This is a genomic window from Tundrisphaera macrotermitis, assembly GCF_051175315.1.
Taxonomy (GTDB): Bacteria; Planctomycetota; Planctomycetia; order Isosphaerales; family Isosphaeraceae; genus Tundrisphaera.
On the sequence record NZ_CP195100.1, the window covers coordinates 665,635 to 685,067 of the forward strand.

The following is a 19,433-nucleotide window of genomic DNA, read 5'->3' on the forward strand; positions in this document are numbered from 1 at the left end:
CCCCGGACTCCCCGGGGGATCTCGCTCAGTTGAGCCGGTCGGTGGCCTTCTTGGTGGTGGAGACGTTGGGGGCGTTGTAGAAGAACCAGTTCCGGCCCGATCCGGCCATCAGGCCGTTGGGGTACTTGGAGTTGGGCGTGACCCGGATCCGGGCGTTGACCGCCGTCGAGCCGCTCGCCTTCCAGTCGGTCAGGACCTTGCGGAAGGTGTCGCCGGGCTGGGCCAGGGTCGCCGACCCGTCGATCAGGATGTTGTGGCCGTTGCCGAGCCGGATGGTGTGCTTGCCGAGGCCGCCCACGACGAGGTTGGCCCCGTTGCCCGCCGACACGTCGTTGTTGCCGGACCCCTCGACGACCACGTTGTCGCCGTGGCCGAGGCGGATGTTGTTGTTGCCGTCCCCGGCGGTCACGGTGTTGTTGCCGTTGCCCGAGGACAGGTCGTTGTTGCCGTCGCCCAGCGAGATGGTGTTGTTGCCGTGGCCCAGGGCGACCGTGTCGTTGCCGCGGCCCAGCGTCAGGGCCACGTCGCCGTTGCCGGCCCTGACGTAGTTGTTGCCGTGGCCCGCGACGATCGACTTGGCCCCGTCGCCGACCTGGATGTTGTCGTTGCCGTCGCCGACGACGATCGCATCGATCCCGTTGCCGGTCTTGATGTAGTTGTTGCCGTGGCCCATGACGACGGCGTTGTTGCCGTTGCCGGCGACGAAGGTGTCGTTGCCGTCGCCCATGGCCACGGTGTTGTTGCCGTCGCCGACGAACACCTGGTTGTTGCCCTGGCCGAGCGAGAACGCGTGGTCGCCGTTGCCGAACTGGTAGTAGGACGACGTCCCGGCGGCATCCCTGGCCGTGACCGACTTGGATCCCGACCCGCCGAAGACCTGGTTGCTCCCGGCCCCGAAGGTGAACGCGTCGTTGCCGTTGGCGGCCTTGATGTAGCTGTTGCCGTCGCCCTGGGCGACGGTCAGCGACAGCGTGAGGTTGCCGCCGAGCTGGAAGTTGTCGTTGCCGTCGTGGCCGAGGATCGTGATCGACGTGAACGCCTGATTGAACGTCCTGGAGATCCAGGCGTTGTTGAGCGTGGCGCCGATGGTCAGGCCGGTGGTGCCGTCGGACTTCGGCCCGGCCGCGTTGATCGACGCATAATCACTGGTGTTGGCCCCGACGATCAGCAGGGTGGTGCCCACCGCATAGGCCCCGGGCCCGTAGGTGGCCGGTGTGATCGGGGCCGCCGTGCTGCCCAGGAAGTTGCCGTCACCGGCGTAGGTCGCGGAGACGGCGTTGGTGCCGGCCGGGAGCGAAGCGGACAGGGTGGCGACCCCATTGGAGTTGACAGGGACCGGGGCACCCAGGTTCGCCCCGTTCAGCTTGAACTGGACCAGGGTGCCGGCCGGGATGGACAGGCCGGGCAGACCCGTCGCGACGGTGGCGGTCAGCGTGATGGCCTGGCCGGCGGCCCCGGGCGTGGCGGCCACGGAGGTCGTGGTCGCCCGCTTGGCCACCATGAAGGCGACCGGGGCGGAGCGGGCCGCCTCGTGGTTGCCGTCCCCGGCGAACGAGGCGACGACCTGGTAGCTGCCCGCGTCGGTCGGGGCCCCGGCCAGCGGCGAGGCCAGCGCGGCGTCCGTCCCGGCGTAGTAGGTCAGGGTCGCCCCCCCCAGCGACGCCCCGCCGACGCCGAACGCCCGGCCGATCGCCGATCGGTACGGCGTGCCGTCGTAGGTGCTGCCCGGTGCGGACAGGGTGAAGGTCGGCGTGGACCTGGCGATCGCGATCGTCCGGGTGGCCAGCACGCTCACCCCGCCGTCCTTGTCGGTCGCCTTCAGCGTCACGGTGAAGGTGCCGGCCGACGCGTAGGCGTGGGCCGCGGTCCGGGAGGAGGCGTCGGCGAAGGTCTCGCCGGTGCCGTCGCCCCAGTCCACCACCAGCCGGAAGCCGGCGGCGGCGTCGATCGCCGACGGGTCGGCGGCCGAGAAGGTGAACGACCGGGCCTGGCCGATCGCCCCGGCCGAGTCGCCGGAGATCGCGGCGGTCGGTGCCAGGTTGTTGACGATGACGTCGCGTGTCGAGGCGAGGCTGATGGCCCCATCCTTGTCCGCCACCACGACCCGGATCGTGTACCGGCCGCCGCTGGCGGCCCCGGCCGGGTTGTCGAGGTAGGCGTGGGCCGGCGCGGTGAAGCCCATGACCCCGGCCGCCAGGGTGATCTGGGTCGGGTCCGAGCCGTCGCCCCAGTCGACCGTCACGGTGTGGCCGTCGGCGACGCCGGGGTCGGCGATCGTGCCGGAGAGCGAGACCGATCCGCCCTCGTTGATGGTGGTGGCATTCAGGTTAAGCGAGGCGATCGTCGGGGCGACGTTGCGGACCTGGATCGTGGCCGAGTCGTAGGAGACGGCCCCCTGGTCGTCGGTCACCCGGACCCGCACCGTCACCGTGGTCGGGCCGTCGAGGTGGGCGGCCGAGAAGATCGGGTTCGGCCCGGCGGCGTCGGCGAACCGTCCGTCCCCGGTGAAGTCCCAGGCGTAGGTCAGCGTCGAGGCCGCCTGATCGGGGTCGGACGACCCGGCCAGGGCGTCGAGCCGGACCGCGCCCCCCTCGTCGACCGAGTACGACCCGCCGGCCGAGGCGATCGGGGGCTCGTTGAGCACCGGCAGCGTCTGCGAGGCTTCCGCCACACCGCCGTCGCCGTCGTCGACCGTCAGCCGGATGCCATACGTGCCGGGCTGGGTCGGGGTGAACGCGGCCTGGGGGCCGGTCAGCGTGGCGAACCGGGCCCCGGACGGCGTGGTGATCGTCCAGGTGTAGGCGAGCGGGTCGGCCGGGCCGGCCGGGTCGGTCGCGAAGGCCGACAGGAGGACCGGGACGCCGATCGAGGCCGACGTCGGCACGATGAACCGCTGGAGGGTCGGGTCCAGGTTGGCCACGACCACCGAGGCGGACCGGCTGGCCGAGCCGTTGGGCGTGCGGGCGACCACCGAGACCAGGTAGGTGCCGTCGTCGGGGGGCAGGAACGAGGCGTCGGCCCCCGTGCCCGAGACCGCCACGGCCTTCCCGTCGGGGCCGGTCACCGTCCACTCGTAGGAGAACGTCCCGCCCAGGTCGTCGGTCGCCAGGGCGGACAGGCTCACGGCCGATGCCTCGACCGACCCGTCCGGGGCCTGGAGCGGGGCCAGCGTGATCGGCGACGCCTGGACCGCCAGGGTCCCGGACCGGGTCCGGGTCCCGCCGTCGGTGTCGTCGACCGTCAGGGTGATCGCATAGGTCCCGGCCAGGGTCGGGACAAACGAAGCCAACGGTCCGGACAGGTCGAACGCCGGGCCGGTCGGCGGGGTGATGGTCCAGCGATAGGCGAGCTTGGCGAGGTCGGCCGGGACGTCGGCGGCCGAGGCCGAGAGATCGGCCCGGAAGCCGACGTAGCCCGACGTCGGGATCGACGCGGCGGAGATCGTCGGGTCCAGGTTGGCGACCCGGATCGTCGCGGTGCTGGCCGCCGAGGCGAGACCGTCCTTGTCGGTGGCCGTGGCCGTGAGGGTGTAGGACCCGTCGTCGGCGAAGGCGAACGCGAGCGTCCGCCCCTGATCCGGGAACGACCAGGTGGTCCCGTCGGGGCCGGTCACCGTCCAGTCGTAGCGGAGCGAGGACCGGTCGGCGGCCACGTCGGAGGCGGGGTCGACCGAGAAGGTGGCGGACTGCCCTTCGCCGATCGCCCCGGCCGGGACCGCGATCGGGCCGAGCGTCGGGGCCAGGTTGGCCACGACGATGGTGCCCAGGCCCTGCGAGGCGGAGCCGCCGAAGGCGTCGGTCACGACCAACTCGACCGAGTACGTCCCGTTATCGGCCGGGACGAACCGCGGCGACGGTCCCGTGAGCACGGTCTTCGCGCCGAAGGCGTCGGTCAGGGTCCAGGCATAGCTCAGCGGGTCCTGGGCCCCGCCCGGGTCGGCGGCGGTCGCGGACAGGGGGATGGCCACCCCTTCGAAGCCGGAGCCGGGGACCGAGGTGGCCGCGATCGTCGGGGCGACGTTGGCGACGGCGACCGTCGCGGAGGCGAGGATCGACTGGCCCCCCGGGTTGGTCACCGTGACCGAGACCGCGTAGGTCCCGGGGATCGAGTAGGCGTAGTCGACCGTCGGGCCGGACAGGAAGGTTGCCACGCCGTTGGGGTCGAGGACCTTCCAGGCATAGGCGAGGTCGGAGTCCCCGCCCGGGTCGGTGGCGGCGACCCGGAAGGTGGCCTGGCCCCCTTGCAGCCCGGAGGAGGGCACGACCAGGCCGCCCGCCGCGATCGCGGGGCCGGGGTTGATCACGTCGATCGGCGCCGATCGCGCGGTCGTCAGGCCGAACGAGTCGGCGACGACGAGCCGGACGATGTAACGGCCGCCCCGGGGCGTGAACCGGGCCGAGGCCCCCGAGAGGGTCCGGGTCGTCCCGGTCGCCTGCTCGGTGACCGTCCAGGTGTAGGTGATCGGGTCGGCCGCCCCGCCGACGTCGCTGGCCGACGCGGCCAGCTCGATCGCCAGGCCGGCCACGCCATCGGTCGGGACGTCGAAGGCGTCGATCGTCGGGGCGACGTCGGCCACCTCGACGGCCCACGCGTAGCGGCTCGACCCGCCCCGTCCATCGTCCACGATCAAGGCGATCGTGTAGGAGCCGGGGACGGAGGGGGTGAAGGTGTTGCCGTTGCGGACGGCGGTCTGGACCGCGACCGGGAAGTCCGGCCCGACCGGCTCGATGACGGAGGGGGTGCCCGGCAGGGCGATCTCCACGCCATCGGGGCCGGTGACGGTCCAGGCGAAGGTCAGCGGTTTGGAGCCGGTGGCCACCGAGGTCGCCACCGCCTCGAATTCGAGCGGAGAGCCCTGCGGCCCGGCCTGCGGGATCGCGCCCAGCGACTCGACGAGCGTCGGGGCCGCGTTCCGGACCGACACGTTGAGGGTGTTCGACAGGGAGCCCGCGGCGTTGATGTAGGTCCCCTCGTTGTCGGTCAGCGCCGTGATGGTGACCGGGAAGCTCGCCGCCGGGAAGGCGGTCCAGCTGTAGGTGTGGGTCGGGGCCGTGACGTCGCCGCCGAAGGTCTCGACGGTCCCGTCGCCCCAGTCCACCGTGTAGGCCGCGACGCGGTCGCTGCCCGGGTCGGTGACCACGACGTTGAGCTTCAGCGAGCCGGGCTCCCCTTCGACCACGTCCGCGCCGACCTGCGAGATCGCCACCGTCGGCCGGACGTCGGAGACGGCCACGGTGGCCGTCGCGGTCACGTCGCCGCTGTTGGTGGTCGCCGTGACCGTGATCGTGTAGGGGGTGCCGTCGGCCTGGTTGTTGAGGTAGCGGTGCGACTGGACGAACGACAGGTTCTCATTGGCGACCACCTCGGACTGGCCGTCGCCGTAGTCGAACCGCCACGAGGTGACCGCCACGCCGGGGCCGGCGAGGGTCGGGGTGATCGAGGCGATGCCCCCTTCCAGGATGGCCGTCGGGGACGACAGGCTCAGCGTCGGGGCGACCGGCGTGACCTCGTAGGAGATGGTCAGGATGGTGTCGAGTCCGCTCGACGACCGCAGGATCGCCCGGACGACCTTGGCCCCGGGGGTGGCCAGGAAGCGGTCGGGGATGGCCACCTCGGCCGTGGCCTGGACCCCGGCCGCGTCGATCGTGCCGTCGTTGTCGAAGTCATAGTCGACGGTGAGCGAGGGGGAGGCGCCCGGGGCCGGGTCGACGCGGTCGGTGATGCCCAGCCGGATGGGACCGCCGATGATCCCCTGGGGCACCGATGCAAGGCTCGCCGTCAGGGTGCCGGACGGGGCGACGGCCAGGACCGTCAACGGGGCCGAGGCCGAGGCCGTGCCCGATCCGTAGGTCCCGGAGACTTCCAGGGTGTAGTCGCCCGCGGCGACGATCCCCAGGTCGGCCCAGGCGACCGACAGGCTGGCCGTCTTCGGCGCGAGGGTCTTGATCACCTGGCCCGCCCGGCGGATCGTCCAGGTGTAGCTGGAGGCCGGGGCGTTGGCGATCGCGGCGGCCGCCAGGGTCGAGCCGGCCTTCAGGGTGTAGCCCGGCTCCAGGGCCAGGGTGCCCGCACCGGCCTGGGCCACGATCGTCGTCCGGATCGTGGTGGAGATGGTCCCCTGGATGGCGGTCACGGTGATCTCGTAGCTGCCGGCGGCCGTGTAGACGTGGCCGGCCGAGGCGGCCGTGCTCCCGTAGGTGGTGACGCCCGATTTGTCGCCCCAGTCGACCGTCCACGAGGTGACCGGGTCCGTCCCCGGGTCCGTGGCCGAGAGCGGGATCGTGAAGGCCAGGCCCAGGATCGCGGGCCCGGCCGGCGGGGTGATCGTCGGCACCGTGTTGGCGAGCACCAGCGACGCGGCGGCGTCGGCCGACGCCTGGTAGACCTGGCCGTTGAACTGCTGGGTGTTCTGCGTGGTGGTGGCCCGCACGGCGATGGGGTAGGTGCCTCGGGTCCGGATCCCCAGGGCCTGGAGCTGCGCCCAGGTCAGCGCGACCTCCCGGCCGGCGGCGTCATTGAACAGGCCGTCGCCGTCGAGGTCCCAGGCGTAGGTGACCCCGGCCAGGTTCGCCCCGTCGGAGGCGGACAGCTTGATGCCCCCGCCCTCGGCGATGGCGTTGCCCGGGATCTCCGGCGCGATGACCACCGACGGCCGGGGCGGTGTGGACACGAAGACCTGCTCGATCCCGGTGCCGTGGTTCATGTCCTTGAACGTGACCGTCCCCCTCCCGCTCAGGGTCACCTGGCCCTTGGTGACCGGCCCGGCGGTGACCGTGGCCCCGTCGCCGTTGTAGAGCAGGATCGGGCCCGAAACCGAGTTGGACGCCTCGTTCCTGGCGAGCCGGCCGTTGACCGCGACCGACGAGCCGGAGGCGAGCCCCTGCCCGGCCACCTGGATCACGTCGACCGCGGTCCCCGGCTGGTCGGCGATGATCGTGACCGCCGAGCCGGCGGCCAGGTTCTGGATGCCGAAGGTGTCGGCCCCGGCGCCGCCGGAGGCGTTGAGTTTGCCGCCGGACGTGCGGGCGACGGCCTGGTTGACCAGCAGCTCGTTGGTGCCCGAGCCGAACGCGACGGAGGTGGACGCCCCGGACCCGCCCAGGTCGAACAGGTTGACGACGTCGCCCCCGTCGCCGGTGTCGATCGTCAGCGGGGTCGTGGCCGGGGCCAGGTTGACCCGGATGGTGTCGGCCGCCGAGCCCCCCTTGACCGTCACGGCCGAGATCTGGGCGTCGAACGAGGTCAGATACCGGGTCGGGGTGGGGACCGCCGACTCGCTGATGTCCAGCAGGCTGATCCCCCCGGGACCGCCGGCCCGGCCGGAGCCGCTGGAGGCGATCAGCACGGAGCCGGCCACCGCCAGGTTGGTCGGCTGGGCGATGCCGTTGGCCCCCCGGCCGTCGCGGAGCAATTGCATGAAGGAGAGCGACCCGTTCGAGCGGGCATAGGCGGCGATCGTGCCGCCCGTCTTGCCGGCCACGAAAACGTATCGCCCGTCGCCGCTGACCGCCACGTCCGAGGCCCCGTCCAGCCCCTGGGCGTTGCCCTGCCCGTTGGCATAGGTCTCGGCGAGCGTGAGCGAGGAACTGCCGGCCGTCAGGCGGTACAGGACCCCCGAGGCGGCCGAACTCGACGCGTAGATGTCGGTCCCGGCGAAGGCCAGCCCGGTGATGCCCGCGGGCAGGGCGAGCCCGAATCCGCCGGACAGGTCCGACGCGTAGGAGGTCAGCGATTTGGTCGACGACCCGGCCGGCGTGCCGTAGGCATACAGGCGGCCGTCGTGGAACCGGAGCAGGTCGGCGGCGAAGCCGATCGAGGCCGTCGGGTCGGCGGAATCCAGCAAGCCACTTCGCGTCAGGCGGTAGGCGAAGATCCGGCTCGCCCCGGCGACGTACAGCACCTTCCCGTCGGCCGACACCGCGATGGCCTTCGCCCCGGCGAAGTTCGCCAGCGTCTTCGTCTCGCTCCGGGCCTTCCCGGTGAAGATCGTCAGCGTCCCGGAGGCGAGGACATAGCCGTAAGAAGTCGTGCCCCTCTGCGACGCGGCGACCAGAGCCGGGCCGGACAGCCCGGTGACCCCGGCCAACCCGTTGAAGAAGGTCGTCCAGAGCTGCGTCGTCAGGTCGTAGATCGCGACCGCATTGTCGGCCGGCGACACGGCGTAGACGAGGTTCCCGCCCGGGGCGGCCGCCATCGCCTGGAGCCCCGAGATCGTCAGGCCGTAGCTCTGGCCCTGGACGACCGCCGAGGTGGCCGTCGCGGCGAGCGTGCTCACGGAGAGCGGGATCGCGAGAATCGCGTTCGAAGACGACGCGGCCGCGAAGATCGCCGATGACGACACGGACAGGTCCGCCACGCCGGCCAGCGGGAGGCCGTTCGAAGCGCCGATGGATGTCGGGGTGCCGTCGGGCACGCCGTTGTTCAGGCCGATCAGGTAGATCGCGCCGGCTCCGGCCGCGGCGATCGCCAGCCGATCGCCATTGGTGCCGTATCGGACGATGTCGGCGCCATTGTTCACCCCACCGGCGGCGGCATACTGGATCGTCCTTTCGTGCCGGATGCTACCGGATGTGGTGTCGATCGAGACGGTGACGAGGGTGCCCCGCGACGTGGCGACGTAGAGGACCGAGTTGTCCGCCGAGGCGACGACCGCCGAGGCCCCGGCGAGGTCGTATGCATTGAAGCCGTTGTTGATGATCGTCGACGCATTGAAGACCGTCGCCTCGCCCGCGGCGGAGAGAGTCATGATCCCCAGCTTGGTCTCGGTCGAGGAGACGGCATAGACCCGGCCGTTGGCGGTGGCCACGTCGCTCACGCTGAGGAGGCCGACCCCTTCGGTATTCGTGACCTTGATCTTCGCGAAGTCGATCGAGAGGTAGTCGTCCTCCAGCGAGTAGGCGGCCGGGATCGTGGCGACCTTGCCCGTGCCGTTCATCAGGAAGATGGTCTTGCCGTCGGCGCTGAGCTGGATCCGGGTGGCGTCGTTGAGCTTGCCGGCCAGGGAGTAGCTGAAACGCCGGCTGTACTGCCCGCCCTGGGCGTTGTAGGTGCGGAGGTAGGTGGTCGTCCCGTCCCGGCTCTTCTCCAGGGCGATCCAGTCGGACGAGACGCCCCGCACCGGCTCGCGGTAGGCCACCATGTAGAGGGGGACGGCGTCGTCCTCGGTGTTGAACATCGTGACGATATTGCCGCCGTCGTCATGCAGGCTATAGCCGCCGTACTGGCCCGCCTCCGAGTAGGCCGCGATGTAGCTCAGGTAGGTGTCCCGCGGCGAGTACCGGACCATGGCGACCGGGCCGGTGAAGCGATAGATGCTGCCGGCCTGGTGGGTGCTCCGGAACTCGTAGGTCATGAACCCGGCGGAGTTGACGGCATAGCCGAGGATCTCGGACGACCCGGAATCGTTGCGCGGGCAGCTGAAGAGGAGGTAGGTCAGGGTGCCGTTGGGCCCCGAGGCGAGGTCCATCGACTGGATGTTCAGGGTGTCCTGATGGTACTGGCCGACCTGGTAGAAACGCCCGGCCGTCGCGTCGTACTTGTAGGACGTGATGATCTTCCCGTCGAAGCCCAGCACGATCAGGACCTGGAGGGAGTCCAGGTACTTGAAGACGCGGCCGGACTGCGTGGTCGTGTCCGCTTTCGCCCCGGAGACCCGTACGAGCTCGCCGAGCTTGACGAACTTGAGCGGATCGTTGTCGCCCGGGATCCGGTAGTAGGACAGGACTTGGGACGCGGGGTCGTAGGAGAGCAGCAGGGTGCCGTCGGCGCTGGCCTGGACCTGGGTGCCGGCCCGGATCACGAGCCCGTCGGCGTTGTTGTTGACCGCGAGCTTCGCGATCAACCCGGCGGTCGGGCTGATCTGGTAGACCGTCACCTTGCCGGCCGAATCGGGCACGAAGGCCTGGGTCGAATCGGCGGAGAAGCTGAGGCGCCCGGCCCCGGCCGCGATCGCCGTCGATACGCGGGACGTGAGGGCCCCGTTGGCGGCGTCGCGGGCGAAGGAGTAGGCATTGCGGGCCCCGTTGGTCACGCCCGCCTCGACGGCGATGACCGTCTTCCCGTCGGGGCTGATCGCCACCTGGCCGATCGTCCGAAATCCGGCGACCGACGTCGGGTTGTCGGCGACGCCCGCGTCCCCGTCCACCGCGTAGATATAGAGTCGCGGGGCGTTCCCGGGGCCGCCGGCGACGTACAGATGCTTGCCGTCGGGAGAGACCGCCAGGGCCGTCGGGCTCCCCTCGGTCAGCGCGATCGAGCGGATGTAGGCCAGGGCGCCGGTGGCCGGGTTGCGGCGGAAGGCGGCGAACGTCGAGTCGGTGCCGCTCGCGAACGAGAGGACGCCGTCGGGCGTGGAAGCGACCGACTTCGCCCCGTCTAGCCCCTGGACGGTGCCGGTGAAGGCCGGCGGGGACGCCGGGCTCGTCGGGTTCTGGGACAGGACGACCGAGCCCTGGGAGACGGTGATCACGCTGCCGTCGATCACGGCGTTGATCGGCCGATTGTCCCCGCCCGACACGACCAGCGTGTCCTTGCTCGACCTCCCGCCGCGGAAGGAGACCCGCCCGGCGCCGCTGCTGTCGGTGATGTGCAGGCCATTGGCCTTGAGGGACGACCCGTCCACGGACCAGGCGACCGTCGCGGGGTTGGCGGAGGCGTCCACCGCCAGGGTTTCCACCCGGGGGTTGATCGCGGCGAAGAGGTTCGCCGTCGGGGTGCCCGCCACTTTCAGCTGGACCGTGTCGGTCCCGCTCTCGCCGTCGATGACGTAGGCTCCCGGGCTGCCCCCGGCCGCGGTGACGGTCACCGCGTCGTCGCCGGCCCCGCCGCGGAGCAGGAAGCTCGGCAAGGCATGCGTCGCCGGCACGTTGATGGCGAACGCATCGTTGCCCGAGCCGAGGGCCAGCTCCACCTTCTCGACCTTGTCGGCCGGGTCCAGGTTGACCGTCAGCGTGCCCAGGGCGAGCGTGGTGAACGAGCCGACGGCCTGCAGGCTGCCCGAAAGCGCCGCCGTCGCGCCCGAGGCGTCGACGACCAGCGTGTCCGACAGGTCGCCACCCTCGAACCTCACGGTCCCGGCGGCCGTCCCCGGCGTGATCTCCATCCGGTCGGCGCCCCCCAGCCCCCGGAAGGTCAGGTTGCCCAGGCCGCCCGAGGCGATCACGGTGTCCTCGTTGCTGTTGCCGGTGATCAGGGTGGTGGCGACCTGGCCGCCGGCCAGGTTCACCCGGTTCCGGCCCAGGCCCAGGAGGAGGTTCAGGACGGAGAACGTGCCATCGGCGTAGGTGATCGCCCCCGGCTGGCTGGGGCCGGTGATGGCACGCCCGCCGATCGTCCGCGTCCGGTCCAGCTGGGTCGTCGAACCGTCGAGGATCAGGGTGTTGTTCGGCGATGCGGCGCCCGCCGAGGAGAAGGCGAGGGCCCGGGTGACCGAGTCGATCGTGGACAGGGTGCCGCCGATGGTGACGGTGTTGGCCTTCGATCCCAGGCGGATCGCCGTGGCCTGGTTGACCCTGGCGATCCGCAGGGTGGTGCCGTCCCCCTCGCCCAGGGTGAAGCTGGCCGGCCCGGAGATCGCCGTCACGTCGAGCACGGTCTTTGCGCCCGACGAGAGGACGCCGTCATCCAGCGTCCAGTCGACCCGGCCCGTGGCCGTGCTGAGGAAGGTCGCCGCCTCGATCCCGGCGCCGGCCGTCACCGGGGCGACGCCGTTCGGGAGGCCCGGGGTCGTCACGGCCAGGGTGTCGGCCCCGGCCCCGCCGTCGACCGTGATCGCGGCGGCGCCCGAGGTGACGTTGATGGTGTCGTTGCCCAGCCCGCCCTTGTAGAGGATCGACTTCGCCCCGGACAGGGACAGGGCCGCCCCCGACCGGCCCGACAGGGCCAGCGAGGTCGAGGTCAGCGTGGCCGTCCGGCCGCCCCCGTCGTTCGAGTTGTCGAAGATCACCGCGTCCACGCCGCTCGTCGTCACCGGGCCGACCTGGCTCAGCCGCCCCTTGCCGATGGTCGCGAGGGCGCCCGACCCCGACGCGGCGGTGATGGTGGTGAGGTCGGAGCCGGTCGCCTCCAGGAGGGCGGAGGCCGTCCCCGCCAGGTGGATGTTCAGCGGGCCGGAGGTGGACTGGACGGTCGCCCGCCCGCCGGAGGCCAGGACGATGTTGGTCGTGCCGATGGTCGACTGGACCGCGATCCGGGCCGACGCCGCGGCGGTGGCGATCCCGACCGTCTTGACGTTGGTCAACGCCGTGAGCAGCGAGGGCGAACCAACCAGCTCGTTCACGGCGGAGTAGATCTGGGCGGCGGTCAGGGTCGCGAACTGGAAGTCCCCGGCGCCGATCAGGAAGTTGGCGACGTTGGACCCGGCCCCGCCGTCGATCACCGCCCCGCCGATCGGCAGGTTGAACGTATCGTCATCCCGCTCGCCGTTCAGGGCCAGCCCGGCGACCAGGCCGGCGACGTTGAAGGTGTCGGCCCCGTCCCCGGCGTTGATGACGACCCGGTCGGACGAGCCCGGGCGGCGGGCGAGGACCGTCAACGAAGTCGCGCCGCCCCGGTTCCAGGTCGCCGAGATGTCGCCGCCGGTGGTGCCGACGTCGAAGGTGTCGGCCTGCGCCGTGCCGACGATCGTCACCGAGTCGGCCGCAGCGTCGTCGATCAGGGTCTCGACGCCGCCCGTGGCCGAGGCGGCCTGGGCCGAGAATCGGCTGAGGTCGAGATCGAGCGAGGCGAGGCCGGTCGCGGCGACCGCCGCGGCCATCACGGTGACCGAGTCCGCCCCGCCCCTGCCCAGGAGCTTGAGCCCCTCCAGCCCGGAGGCGGACAGCGTCTCGCCGTTGGCGGTGACCAGGAGGTTCGCCCCGCTGCCATTCAGGGTGAAGGCGTCGTTGCCGGCGCTGCCGTCGACGATCAGCGTGTCGTTGCCTTCGCCGCCGCTGATCGACGAGGTCCCGGAGCCGGCGACCCAGCGAATCGTGTCGTCTCCGCCGTTGCCGGCCAGCGTGTTGCCGGCGCCGGCGGCGAACAGGGTGTCCGCCCCCCGGCCGCCCAGCAGGGTCGAGCCCGCCCCTTCGCTCTGGAGGATGCTGTCTTCATGGCTGCCCGAGGCGTCGAAGAGGACCGACCGGGTCGACTCGTTGAAGAACCGGGACCGGCCTTGTCCCTTGATGTAGACCGGCATCGCCTGGTCGGGCCGGTAGGTCCCGTAGGAGGACCGGATCAGCAGCTGGTCGCGGCCCTCGCCGAAGTCCGCGACGATCGACATGACGTTGTCGAAGGTCTGGGTCACGCCGAACGCCGAGACCTGGATCATCTCGCCGCGGAGGGAGCCCTTGCCGACCGACTCGATGGTGTAGGCCTCGTCTTCCTTGCCGGGGGCGTAGGCCCGGCTCGACCCGAGCGCCCCGACGTTCAGGAACAACGCCCCGCTGAACGGGTTGAAGGTGGCCAGGTTGGGCGCAGCCGAGGCGTCGAGGACCAGGTAGCCGATGGTGAAGTCGACGTCCTTGCCGACCCCGAGCACCTCGATCCTGGCGTGGGCGGTGATCTCGCCGGTCTGCCCATCCCCCGGGCCGTAGCCGTCGTAGTCGATGTCGACATCGACCCCGCCCACCGTGACGCCGAAGGCGCGGACCCGGCCGTAGGCCTCGCCGCCGAAGTCGAGCGGGACCGTGGGCGTCCTCTTGATGAAGAATCTGGCCCCGGCGAAGATCCCGTAGTCGCTGGTGCCCAGCGACAGGTCGCCGGCCATGCGGAGGTCGATGTAGCCCCGGCTGTCGAACGATCCCGAGGCGCTCACCGTCAGGACGTTGAGGAAGTTGCCCGACAGGTTGCCCGCGACGCTGAAGTAGGGCTGCTGGGTCGCGTTGTCCCGGGCGAACACGATGTTGACCGACCCGCCGAGCGAGAAGGCGTTGAGGACCTTCACCGACGCGTTGTTGACCTGGATCTGGACCATGTAGGTCGCCGGCCGGGTGTCGATCTTCAGCCGGAGCGACCCGCCGACCTCGAACAATCCGGGGACGCCGATCGTCCCGCCGTTGCCCAGCGACAGCGCCGTGTCCAGGACGAACCCATTCCAGTTCGACGGCAGCCCGTAGAAGATCGAGGCCGTGCCCGACACGGTCAGCGCCGGGATCTTGGCGATGCTGATCTGGCCGTCGACCGCCAGGCTGATCGACGCGGCCCCGACCAGGAGCTGGAAGCTGCCGCCGACCGACAGTTCGCCCAGCTGGAGCGAGCCGGCCGCGTAGATCGCCCCGGACCGGGGGGCGATCTCCGGGCTGGAGAAGTTGCCCGCCGTGAAGTTGAGCCTCTGCTTCTGCGAGGTCGTGTTGATCCCGAAGTAGGTGACCGTGTCGGCCCCGAAGCCGATGTTGTTGCCCGGCAGGGTCAGCTTCGTCTGCACGCCGAGGCCGCCGAAGAACCCGCCGGGCCCGAACGAGAGGACGCCGGTGACCTCGGAATCGAGGATGTTGCCGGCATACGGGATCTTGATCTTCGCCGTCGCGTCCACGGTCATCTGGAAGGCCCCGGCGGCGGCCAGGACCTGGAAGCTCCCGGTCAACTCGAACGTATCCAGGAGCGTGAGCTTGACGTCGGTCATCCCGTCGACATGGTTCGGGTTGCCGAACCGGAGGGCGAAATAGGGCCCGGCCGGCAGCGGCTTGTCGGTCAGGAGGTCGACCGCGGCACCGGGGACGGTGATCGAATCGTCGTTCAGGGCGGGCAGGCTGATCGAGCTGGCGTCCGGGGCGTTGCGCAGCCGGTTCAGGGTGTCGATCGTGTCGCGGAGCCGCTCGGGGATCACATAGGTGAAATCCTTCCCGAAGGTGTTGAGCAGCAGCTGGACCGAGCCCGTGGCCTGGAACACGCCGGGCACGTCACGCCGGATCGCCAGGTCGACCCGGGCGGCGATCTTGGGCAGGAGTTGCTTCTGGCCGTTATGGACCGCGCCAATGTCGCGGATCGCCACCAGCCCCTGCCCGTCCAGATCCAAGAGGTCGAACTTCTGGCCGCTGATCGTCAGGCCCACGTCGAGCTTGCCGGCGACGAACAGGTCGATGTCCACGCCGCCGTCCGCGCGGACGGTGGGATCGGCGGACGGCTTGCCGCCGGGGGTGTCGACCGAGATCCTCGCCGCAAACGCCCCGACGAAGGCCACGGTCGCCCCGAAACCGAGGACCGAGTTGCCGAAGATCAGGGTGCCGGTGCCCTGGATCTCCAGGGTCTGGGGGGCGATCTTGAACGTCTCGGCCTCGCGGCCCGGCAGTTTCAGGGTCACGTCCCGGTTGAACTGCGCCGTGTTCAGGACGATCAGCAGGTCGGCCTGGGCGGTGGACATCCCGGCATCGCGCAGGAACGACAGCCCCGGCGAGTTGGCGTCGAAGTTCAGCTCGGCGGCCCCGTAGACCTCCAGGTCCTTCCCGGCCTCCTTCCGGAAGATCAGCACGCCCGCGGCGGAGACGAGGTCGCCGGCCTCGATGACCCCCTGGATCGACAGGCTGCCCGACAGGTCGAGCCGGACCTCGGTGCTCTGCGTGCTGTTCTTGACCGTCAGCTTCAGCTGGGCGTAGCCGCCGCTTACCCCGGCCTCGCCGCCCAGCACCAGCGCGGCGGTGTCGGGCAGGCCGACCACGGCCTGCCCCAGCATGTTGAACTCGAACGAGTCGAGCTTCGACGCCGGGACGAACAGCGGGTTGACCAGGTTGCCCTGGGCGTCGCGGAACGAGAACGTCATCACCCCCTTCAGGGTCACCAGCGCCGGCCTGCCGTCCTCCGGCTTGGGCATCTGGGCCAGGAACAGGAGCTTGAGCGGGGTGTTGGGATAGGCCTGGCCGATCGACGACAGGTCGCCGAACATCTTGACGTCGGCCGTGACGCTATCGCCCAGCGTCATGGCCCCGACGATCAGGAACTTGCCGTCGGTCGTGAGGATGATGTCGACGTCGGCCCGGAACGCCTTCTCGCTCAGGTAGGTGTCGAACAGCGAGGCCCCCGCCTCGATCCGCATCACGTCGTTCATCTGGGAGAACGAGGCCCCGCCGCCCGACACCGCCAGCGCGGCCGACGACCCGGCGCCCCAGGTGGAGATGAAGAACGTGTTGGACCCGTCCACCACCTTCCACACCGCCGGGGCGTCGCCCCCCTGGATCTGGGCGATCTGGGCCGAGGAACTCAGCACGATGCTCTTCGCGGCGAACTCGGCGACCAGCGCGGCGGGCACCGCGCGCAGATTGGTGCCGCTGCCGAGGGCATCGGCCTTCACCGTCCCGAGCTTGAACCGGGCCTGCGACACGTCCAGCGTGTTGGCGTCGACACGTCGCACGAAGAAGACCGAGCCCGAATGCTCGATCATCCACAGCGATCCGGCCGTCAGGACGGTCACCTTCGCCGGGTCGGCGGCGTCGGTCGCCGTGTGGTTGTTCTGCCGGAACGCATCGTCGGCGAAGCCCCCGGCGGCCAAGCTGCCCGAGTTCAGCTCGGCCACGATCTTCGGCGCGTTCAGGACGATGCTGAAGATCCGGCTGCCGGCGGAGACCTGGTTGACCACCTGCTGCCGGAGCATCTTCTCCCACTGGTTGGCGTCGAGCTTGGAGGTGGGCTGGAAGATCGGGGCATTCAATTCGGCCGGGTCGGTCGGCACGGGCAGAGGGGTCGCGTTGAAGCTGATCCCGCCGTGGAAGTTGCCCAGGGCCAGGCCCGACTGCGGGTCCAGGATCACCGTGGCGTCGGCCCCGAGGTAGGCGGACAGCAGCCCCTTCTCGCTGAAGCCCACCATGATGTTGGCGCCGATGCCGGCGAACTCGAACCCCGCCTTGATCCCCCCGTAGAACACGGCGCTGGTGTAATTCTTGGCGTCGTCGGGCAGGATGTTGCTGAGCACGTCGAGCTTGATGATCCCGGCGATCACCGCCCCCTCGATCTTGCCGCCGAACAGGTTGCCCGTGGCCGCGACCGAGAACCCCTGGAGGCCGACGATCGGGAACTTGCCGTCGCCCAGCAGGCCGGGATCGATCACCATCGACTGGACGCCGCCCTCCAGCTTCACCGGGCCGAAGTTCCCCTTCACACCGGCCGAAACGTCGATCAGGAAGCGCTTCGGATCGGCCCGGAAGTCGTCCCACTTCACGCCGACCGACCGGAGCTGGAACGGCAGGTAGCTGGGCAGCTTGAGCTTGGAGCCGACCGACCCGTCGAACGCGGCCCCGACCGACAGCGTCTTCGGCCCGGTCACCGTGGCGTCGGCGCCGATGGTCAGCCCGCCCGCCGTGCCCGTCAATGTCAGCCCCGCGGACTGGACGCTGACCGTGGCCGTCGCCGTTCCCAGGGCCAGCACGGTGTCGGAGTCCTTGGCCAGCGGCGAGAAGGCCACGTCCGAGGCGCTGAAAGCCACCATCGTCCCGACGCTGGCCGTGACCGACCCCGCCTCCAGGGCGAAGTTGCTCACCGAGCCGGCGGCGTCGAATTCGATCGAGGCCGAGACGTCCGAGCCCTCGGCGCGGATCGCGCTCGTCTCATTGCCGACCGTGAAGCTCTCCGCCCCGACCTGGAAACCGCCCAGCGAGACGCCCGTCGACTTGCTGAAGCTGAAGTTGCCCAGCGTCACATAAGGCTTGACGATCGTGATCCGGGAGCCGACCTTCACCCCCGCCTCGCTGGTGTTGCGGACGGTCCCCCGCTCGAAGGCGAAACCGTCGGTGCGGACCACCAGCGCCGGGTTGCTGCTGCTGGTGGTGAACTCCCCCTGGAGGTTCAACGCCGGGACGGTGACCGAGACCGAGTTCGCCGCGAAGATCTGCTGCGGGCCCGATAGGGCGGGATCGTAGCCGATCGCCAGCCCGGAGGCGCTGGCCTCCAGCACCTTGGGCACGACCAGGTCGAACGTGTCGGCCACCAGCGAGAACGCGCCGGGGGCCGAGAAGGTCGTGATCTTGCCCGTGCCGTCGGCGGTCCCCCGGATCCGGAACGATCCGGCCAGCCCCTCGGCCGACGCGTTCATCGCGCCCGCCCCCGCCGACCCGGCGGCGCCATCCTTCTTGAACGCGAGCGACGCCGACTCGGCCGACAGGCCGACGTCGATGCTCAGGCCGCCCGGGCCGAACGCCAGGCCCGACAGCACCGGGGACACCGCCTGGAGGCTGATCGGCCCCAGCGACGCCGACTTGGAGACGGCCGTGGCCGGGTAGTTCCCCTGCCCGGCCGGGGTCGGCTGGCCGGTGGGCAGCAGGGCGAAGCTGCCCGCCGTGAAGCTGCCGGCCGCCATCGCGAAGCCGGCCGCCCCCAGGGTGAAGCTCGCCGAGTCGCTCCCCAGCGAGATCGCCCGCGTCGACCCGGCATACAGATCCACGCCGACCTGCCGGGCCGCGAGCGAAAGGCCGCCGTCGGCCGTCGTCATCCGGAACGACCCCCCGACCCGCGCCACCGTGCTTGAAGTCCCGTTCACGCGGAAATCCGCGTTCCCCGCCACGTCCACGACGTTCGATCCGTCGGCGAACGCCAGCACGACGTCCCTGTTCGCCAGCGGGATCGTCCGGCCGACTGCTTGCCCGGTCTGGTTGACCTCGAAGCTCAGGCCGGCCGTCGCGGTCAGGTTCAGGCCGGCCAGGCCGACCACGCCGACCGAATCGGCGGAGCCGGCCGACCGGATCGCCCCGGCGGGCCCGGTCGGCAGCAGGGCGAACGCCCCGTCGGCGTTGGAGAGCGTCACGCCCTGCGTCGTGCCGAACTGGAGCGAGGCGCCGGCGGCGACGACCCGGACGCCGCCGGTGGCGGAGAACTCGCTCAGGGTGAACGTCCCCTGGATCGACTGGCCGCCGACGTCCATCGTCCCGGCGATCGACGACGACCCCGCCTGGCCGTCCGGGGCCCGGAAGAAGTTCGTCAGCTTCTGGCCGTCGGCGGCCGTCGCGCCGGTGAACTTCACCGGGTTATTGACCCCGAACAGGCTGACCGTCGAGGCCCCGATGACCTGGGCGGCCAGCCCCCCCGCGAGCATCTCGCGCCGTTCCAGGGGCTCGAAGAGCAGCCTCCGACCCAGATTGGCGGTCTGACGGCGATCGGCCAAGCGGCGACGCTTGCGGCTCATGGTGCATTCTCGGGGGGTGTCGGTCGTCGGTGCGAATCATTGGGGATTGGTCGTCGGCGGCGCGGGCCGAGCCGGTCGGCCACGGCGCGCAGGCTCGGCGGCCGGGCGGAGGGGGGCACGCCCCGCCGCCCGGTCGAGCGGATTCGTGATCCGCGGTCGCCTCGTCAGCGGACGATGGTCATCGCGGCGCGGGCCGATGGGTCCCGTCCGCGATCCCGCGTCGGGATCGGGGCGGACGGCCTCGTCGCCGGCCCTCCGCGCGTGGGCTGCTCCGGTGGTGCGTCATGGCAAGCATCTTCGCTCGTTCATCGGGGTGTCCGACCGGGGGGGCGTCGCACGGCCCCTCCCGTCC

At 70.9% G+C, this 19,433-nt stretch carries 1 protein-coding gene; it reads right to left on the reverse strand.

Going from position 1 to position 19,433, the window contains the following annotated elements:
• Positions 1 to 25: 25 nt before the first annotated feature.
• Positions 26 to 19,081 (reverse strand): PKD domain-containing protein, encoded by a 19,056-nt coding sequence (locus TA3x_RS03055; RefSeq protein ID WP_435018629.1) that lies wholly within the window; start codon positions 19,079 to 19,081, stop codon positions 26 to 28.
• Positions 19,082 to 19,433: the final 352 nt, after the last annotated feature.

Bases quoted from the DNA above. Each gene is read 5' to 3' on its own strand.
- TA3x_RS03055 (WP_435018629.1), bottom strand. From the start codon at position 19,081: ATGAGCCGCAAGCGTCGCCGCTTGGCCGATCGCCGTCAGACCGCCAAT.